This window comes from Microlunatus ginsengisoli, assembly GCF_039537205.1.
GTDB lineage: Bacteria > Actinomycetota > Actinomycetes > Propionibacteriales > Propionibacteriaceae > Microlunatus > Microlunatus ginsengisoli.
This window is the reverse complement of sequence record NZ_BAABAB010000055.1, coordinates 1-6232: the sequence shown is the minus strand read 5'-3', so window position 1 is coordinate 6232 and position 6232 is coordinate 1. Positions and strand designations below refer to the sequence as shown.

Here is a 6232-nt window from a genome sequence, read left to right as displayed (position 1 = left end):
GATCTCGTCCCGCAACCCTCCCGAGCGAGGGTCGACGATACGACTACGGATCGATCCCGAGCATGTGCACGTGTTCTCCGAGGCCGACGGTCGTCGTCTGTCCGACAGCTACGCGAGATAAGCGTCGACGGCGGGGCTCTTCGCTGCGGTGCACGCGAGGACCCCCGCCGCCCCTACTTCAACGGTGCCCGGTTGACCCTTATGAGCGAACCACGACGGAACCACTAGGGTGGCCATGCCGCGAAGCCGTGAGCCCACATCACAACTGATGATCTCGAGCAAGCACTTGACTATCTCGATGGGTTGATGGTCATCCTCGAGGCGTTCGACCGGACACGACGCGGACGCGACAGCGCTGATGGCCTGCTGCTGAGCTTGGAGAACATGGACAGCCAAGGCGGCAATTGGATGCTCCTGAGATTCCAGACTGGTGACGGCACCGGATGGCGTGAGGTCGCCGCGAACGTCGCCGATCTACGCCGCCGGCTGCTGGAGGGCTACGCCGAGGCCGCGCTCTAGGGTTCAGGCTGGAGAACCAGCGGGTCGAGGGCTGCGACCGCGACCCGGGAGTCGGGCCCCGATGAGCGGTAGCCGTCGACCTCGCTTCGATGTTGCCATCGAGGGACAGCACCGCCCTACTGGAAAGATCCGCGGACTCAGGTGTTGGGTGATCATCTTGTGCGTGCTGTCAGGCCGGACCCCGGCGTCGCGGCTTCATCGGGATCGGAAGACTCTGAGGCGACGGCATTGGGTCAGCGTGGATGGGCCGATGGCTGCCTGATGGGCCCGCCACGATGACCCGAAACCAACCTCGTTCCGGCTTCCGTTAGCCAGTCTGGACACCGACTCTCGTCCCGTCAGCCGTCTGCTGGGCGGCACGGCGGGGCCCTCGCCGACCTGGCCGCCGATCTTGGGTCGGCCACGAAGGTGCGGGTCATCGCCGGCCGTCTGGAGCGGGCGAGCCGTGGGTCCGCGCCGGGCGCGATCCCACGACGGGCGCGATTCCAGTGGACATCATGGTCACGGTCCGGATCGTCGGGCACGCCGCGATGGTGGTTCTGGCGCCTGGACCTCGACGGTTGTCTGTCAGGAGTAGCCTGGGATCGGGTCTGCTCTTCCGACTCCGTGTGAGCCACGGCGGGACTCTGCCTTCATCGCCGTCTATCCAGCCGTCAGCCAATGGCTGCGCATCACATCTGTTTGTTCTGCGGCGCGGGTGTTTCGCTGTCGCGATTCATCATCGAGCTGAACCCCGTCGAAATGGAGCCGGGGTGTCAAGTGGCGGATTCCTCAGCTTGCCATCGTTCTTGGTGATGCCGCCCACGCTCCAACCTCGTTACCATCGTCAGATTACTTGAAGAACCAGGGTCATGCTTGCGTCTACCTCAGCTCGCTTGTCTTCCCACCCGGCGCCGACAAGCCGTCGATTATCGGCGTCCGAATGCCGTTTCTGGCTCGGTGAGCAAAGCCGGGGAGGTTTGGGCCACCAGACCGGGCGCGGGCCACGCGTTGTGGTTGTCAGCTATGCGCTGACTGACGATCAGGTCGTCTTTCGGATCCCCGAGGACAACGAGATCCGCGGGTACGCGTGCGGACGCCGGATCACATTGAACGTCAGCTGGGCGAGCGAGGGGGTCCGCACCGAGGTTGTTGTGGCCGGTGTCGGTTTCCTTCCAGAACACGAGGCGGAACTCTCGGCGTCGGTGGACCTCGTCGATGAGTGGCCATCGGGCATATCCACGCACCTGCTATGTCTCGACCTCGCGGTCATCGAGGGCACTCAATCCGCTCGTTGTGACGTTGTCGGCGCCGATGGAGGCTGATCAGCTAAGCCCTGGCCGAATTTCTTGGTGCGGGAGGGCTCAACGGTCCGGCGGCCGAACCTGCCGAGGGATGCCTTCGTGCCCAAGGAAGCGAGCCGGCTGCCCGCACACGTGATCTTGAACAACCTGTCCGCGCACACGATACCCGAGATCCGGAAGTGGCCATTCGACGCGTGGCCATCGGGCGGCGGTGGTTTCGAGACGTTCCACTGGGTTACCGGACATGACGAGCTCGACGCCCGAATGGGGGCGGGGTTGGACAGAACAGGATTGGACAGAACCCGGGAGCGTTGGTTCGGACGGCCTCGAGGCTCGGACTCGATCCGGTCCGCACAGACCCACTTGCTGACGCCCAGGCCACCGCCGGAGTCGCCGAGGGCGTTGAGCCGCCGAGCGGGGGATCCCGGCGAGGATCAGTGCCGGTCAGCGTTGGTGGAGGATCGCACCTTGCTCACCGACCGACTCACCGAGCGCGTCACGGTGTGCGACCAGCTGGTCGACTTGAGGTGCTGCCAGGACCCGTGCCCGCGGCGGTGCCAGCCCAGCCCGGCTCAACTTCGACGGTGGGTTCGCGGCCGGGCAGGGCCGACCAGCTCCACGCCCCGCAGCTTGGCCTGCGCCAACAGTTGCTCGGCCAACTGCTGCTGGTCCAACTCCTCCTCGTTTGCTGCCATGTCGTTCAGGGTGTCAGTCATGGTCTGTCTCCCCTCGGATCAGACCAGCCGTTTCCACCGTTTTCCCCAGTGGAAGGCTGAAGAGGTCCGGCGGGCTCGCTCCACCTTGTTCCTTGCCTTCGTGGCTACTGTCAGTTTTGCGGCCCGCCGGACATTCTGGGTTCTCCGGTCTGGCTTGAGAGGAGCCTGCGAAGCGTCCTGACTGGGATACGCGGACCGGTCAACCGACAGTCCCCACCGCTCTGCGCGGCCAGCTGAGGACTGGAGCGGGAAGGTGTGGGCGCGGCCAGCTGAGGACCGGAGCGGGAAGGTGTGGGCGCGGCCAGCTGAGGATCGGAGGGGGAAGGTGTCGGCGCGGCTCGGGAGCGCCTGGCGCTACCGGTTCGGTCCGAACGCTCTGACGAGGCGGGGGCAGTAGCTCAAGCTTCCTCATTAGGGCCGGTCCGTCCCGTGGGATCGCAGGAGGCTCGGCCACGATTGCGGATCCACCGAGGGTCATGAGGTCTCCTGATGTGGCCACGAACAGACGGCCTCTGCGTGCTGGGTGCTGGGGTTCGTCACGGCTTGGGGTATCGGATGAGGTGGCGGAGTTGGATGATGCGGGTCATGCCCAGGACGGGCTGTCAGGAGGATGCCGCCGACGGTGGCGATCAGCAGCGACACGGTGAGCGAAGCCTGGACGTGCATCCAGAAGGTGATGGGAACGACGGTCCGGGTGTTTTGGGCCAGGAAGACGATCAGGCCGACCGCGATGAGGCCGGCGACACAGATCGCAGTCGACGCTGAGGCGGCCCGGGTGAGCGGAACAAGGGTAGCTGCCGCAGGCTTTCGGGCCGGCCTAGCCGGGCGTGTCGGTAGTCCGGCTGGCCGTGGGCTGGCGTCGTTTGTTGAGGGGAGGGTTGTGCGGTCGGTCATCCGAGTCCGTTCAGTCCGACCGGACTGGTCGGCACCCTGAAGCAAGAATGTCGCTGTTTACCGGAATATCTTCAGTGTACTCCGATGCCCCAATTCTTCGCTCACGGCCGGATTGGGCTTCAGCGTCTCTTGTTGTCGGCAAGGAGTAAAATCAGTTTAGCTGTTCACGGAGCCTCCACACGGACCCTTTTGAGGACCGGGTGGAAGGTTGAAAATCATGTTGATCGCAACAGCTCACCCGGCCATGGACCTCGTGGCCCAGCCCGTTCCCGGGTGGAGTGGATCTACTCCGCCGGCTGGCGATCAACAACTGCGTCTGTTGTTGTCGCCGTCGCTCGGTCGTGGGGCCCTGGACGGTGCCTGGTGGCCATACGGTCACGATCTGCACGCCGAGGTCGTTGGCCTGGTCAAGTATCTCCCGCCCGTCCCTGGGCCGAATCCTGCGGCTGATCTACTCGGCCGCGGACTGGACGAGCGGCCCGGGTCGGCTCAAGATCGGCAACGGGTTCGTGACCTTGGCGTCCTTTCCCCACGACAACACGAGTCGGGCGCTGCTGGTGACAAGTCCGGGCCCTCGCGTTATCCAGCTGCTCGCCGTACCGCCGGAGTGGGAGGACCGCCCAGCGCGCCACGCGATGCAGGTGGCCGCCACCCCGACCAACAACAAGTCAGCCACCACGATCCTGGCCGAATCCGACGACCGACTGCGCCCTGACCTACTGGCTCATTGGGATGACGACGGCGGACATTCCGCGTCTCGCTAAAGGCAGTCCTGGGCGCTGCACGCGTTCCAGCGTCGACTGCCGCGAGGATGGCAGCCAGTCGCACTCCCCCCAGCTGAAGCCCGGGCCCTCGATGGCAGGCACAAGAATCCATGACGCATTTCGAGACGACCGGCAGCGCCACCAAAAGGATCAATAGATGACACAGGAGACGGCGGCGACGACGGCTCTGCAGGCCATTGCAGCCAGGCCGCGGCGCGTGAATAGCCCCACCCATACCTACACAGCGTTGGCCCAGACCACCCGCACACTTGGCCTCCAGCACCGGACCCGATGGTTCTACGCACTGTTGTTCACCGGGCTCATGGTCGCCCTTGGGGGCGTAGCCACTGGCATGATCTTGTTGGACACCTCGTGGCTGGTGCTGCTCATGGCAGCAGCGCTCGGCCTGATCTTCACCCAGTTCGCCTTCCTCGGCCATGAGGCGTCGCACCGGCAGGTCCTGGCGTCCGGACCTGCCAACGACCGCCTCGGACGGGTGCTGGCCACCCTGTTCGTCGGCATCAGCTACTCGTGGTGGATGAACAAGCACACCCGGCACCACGCCAACCCGAACAAGATCGGCAAAGACCCGACATCGAGATCGACACCATCTCCTTCCACGAAGAATCCGCTGCCACCCGGAGCGGGCTGATGGGCTGGATCACCCAGCGTCGGGGCTGGCTGTTCTTCCCGCTGCTGCTGGGAGAGAGCCTCAACCTGCACCTGCGCTCATTCCAAGGTCTGATCGCCCACCGGAAGGTCCAGAGCCGATGGCTGGAGCTGGGCCTGCTCGGAGCAAGGTTCGCCTGCTACCTAACGATCGTGTTCTGGCTGCTGCCATCGGGCATGGCGTTCGCCTTCCTCGGCGTCCAGCTGGCCGTCTTCGGCCTCTAAATGGGCTCATCCTTCGCCCCCAACCACATCGGCATGCCGATCGTCCCGAGAGACGCCAAGCTCGACTTCCTCACCAAGCAGGGGCGCACCGCGCGCAATTTGGTCCTCGACAGGTGGGGGAGGAGCACGGTCAGAAGGTCGATGGCGAGGGCGGGGTACCCGGCGTGGGAGATGCGTTGGAGGCTGTCGGCCCATCGGGTGAGGACGGCGACCGGTGCAGTCAGCATCCGTGCCGGCATGTCCCGATCCGACGGCGTTGCTCAGGTGTACGAGGCCGGAAGCGATTACGTGTCGGGTTTCGGTTTCGTCGCTCTGCCGATCGAGGCGTCCTCGCTGGGGCGGATAAAGTCAGGCATGACGTGGATCCGTCGAGGGTGAGCACGGCCTTGTCGTCGATGAGCGGCCGGCCGACATGCGGGATCGGGCCGCACGCGGCCCCTCGGTGACATTGAATGGTCTGCCGCCAACATCGTCTGGCGATTCATCGACGAGCGAGTCTTCCTGCAGGACGACAATCGCCTCCCAGCGACACCCGATCTGCGGATTGAGTTCCGAGATGGGCGTCTGGCCGCGATCGAGGTCCTCACTGATATCGCCCGGGGAAGAGCCCGTGTCATCCGGGCCGCGCGACAGGATGACACCCGACCAGCTGGCGATCGGTTCGTCAATGGTGTGATCGCGGCCCCCGGGTCTCAGTCACATCTGGTGGATTGTTCTCCGCGACGCGGACGGCTTGAAGCAACTTCGCGTTGAAGGAGCCGGCCTGCTTGCTCACGCCGGCGCAGTCTTGCAGCAGGGCCGCCTTCCTATCTGGAGGAACGCGAGCACCTTCTGGGAGCGAAGGTTGGCCTGGGCGTCGACGAAGTCATTCGTGGATCAGGACGCGCAGAGGGCGAGATTCATCTTCTGCCGCTCGGAACCGGAGGTTCATCGATCCCACATGGCGGAGACTTCTTGGCCTATGTCAACCGCTACTTGGCCAGCACGGAGCTAACAGATGTGCGGACGAAGCTGACAAACGCTGAGGCCGACGAACGGCACGTCTTCGTCGCCCTGAGCGACAGCGCCGCATGGGCCGTCCTAGTGGTGTGTCTGTGAATTAGCAAGGTATTTTGGTAGACTTCTCATGTGGTGGCTGCGGCGTTGACGGTGAGTGATCAGC

General features: G+C 64.7%; 6 protein-coding genes and 1 pseudogene. 6 read left to right on the top strand and 1 reads right to left on the bottom strand.

Going from position 1 to position 6232, the window contains the following annotated elements:
* The first annotated feature begins 306 nt into the window (after positions 1–306).
* Together ABD747_RS25695 and ABD747_RS25690 are read left to right on the top strand one after the other, a co-directional pair.
* Positions 307–519: a hypothetical protein gene (locus tag ABD747_RS25695; protein WP_344810007.1), complete on the top strand. Its 213-nt coding sequence runs from the start codon at positions 307–309 to the stop codon at positions 517–519.
* A gap of 959 nt (positions 520–1478) precedes the next feature.
* The gene (locus tag ABD747_RS25690; RefSeq protein ID WP_344810006.1) at positions 1479–1823 is read left to right on the top strand and encodes a hypothetical protein; all 345 of its coding nucleotides are present in this window, start codon (positions 1479–1481) and stop codon (positions 1821–1823) included.
* A 551-nt stretch (positions 1824–2374) separates the two neighbouring features.
* Here ABD747_RS25690 and ABD747_RS25685 read toward each other — a convergent pair.
* Positions 2375–2518, bottom strand: a complete 144-nt coding sequence (locus ABD747_RS25685; protein ID WP_344810005.1) for a hypothetical protein — start codon at positions 2516–2518, stop codon at positions 2375–2377.
* Positions 2519–3629: 1111 nt separating this feature from the next.
* Here ABD747_RS25685 and ABD747_RS26825 point away from each other — a divergent pair.
* From ABD747_RS26825 to ABD747_RS25675, 4 genes and pseudogenes are all read left to right on the top strand, one after another.
* Positions 3630–3905: pseudogene (locus tag ABD747_RS26825) on the top strand (DUF5994 family protein); the annotation flags it as partial.
* Between the two features lie 16 nt (positions 3906–3921).
* A complete protein-coding gene (locus ABD747_RS26820; RefSeq protein WP_425562587.1) occupies positions 3922–4176 on the top strand; it encodes a hypothetical protein in 255 nt (84 codons plus the stop codon).
* Positions 4177–4333: 157 nt separating this feature from the next.
* Positions 4334–4828 (top strand): fatty acid desaturase family protein, encoded by a 495-nt coding sequence (locus ABD747_RS25680; protein WP_344810004.1) that lies wholly within the window; start codon positions 4334–4336, stop codon positions 4826–4828.
* The gene (locus tag ABD747_RS25675) at positions 4828–5070 is read left to right on the top strand and encodes a hypothetical protein (RefSeq protein ID WP_344810003.1); all 243 of its coding nucleotides are present in this window, start codon (positions 4828–4830) and stop codon (positions 5068–5070) included. The genes ABD747_RS25680 and ABD747_RS25675 overlap by 1 nt, the downstream gene beginning before the upstream one ends.
* The last annotated feature ends 1162 nt before the right edge of the window (positions 5071–6232 follow it).